The organism is Xenorhabdus bovienii, assembly GCF_024721015.1.
GTDB classification, from domain to species: domain Bacteria; phylum Pseudomonadota; class Gammaproteobacteria; order Enterobacterales; family Enterobacteriaceae; genus Xenorhabdus; species Xenorhabdus bovienii.
Genome location: NZ_JANAIF010000487.1, coordinates 1 through 234, shown reverse-complemented (window position 1 = coordinate 234; position 234 = coordinate 1). Strand labels below are relative to the sequence as shown.

The following is a 234-nucleotide window of genomic DNA, read 5'->3' as shown; positions in this document are numbered from 1 at the left end:
ATATTTCAGCAAACGTGGAGCCATTAAAGCAGAGGCTAATGCCCGAATATATAAAAAATATCCTAAAGAGGAACAGGAATACCACGAAGGGAATCTGAGTTACCCCGGATATGACATAGCTTGTGAGAGACCCGTTTTTTACAGTCGAGCTATTCGTTATCTTTCCTATCTACTCAGGAAACAATAATGACTGGGAGGACACAACATGCAGTTCACCCCATGGAACCCCAATCC

At 42.7% G+C, this 234-nt stretch carries 1 protein-coding gene; it reads left to right on the top strand.

What is annotated here, in order from left to right; translation table 11 throughout:
• Positions 1 to 187: hypothetical protein (locus tag NXS07_RS21470; RefSeq protein WP_258087702.1), on the top strand; the 187-nt coding region annotated here is incomplete at its 5' end.
• Between the last annotated feature and the right edge of the window lie 47 nt (positions 188 to 234).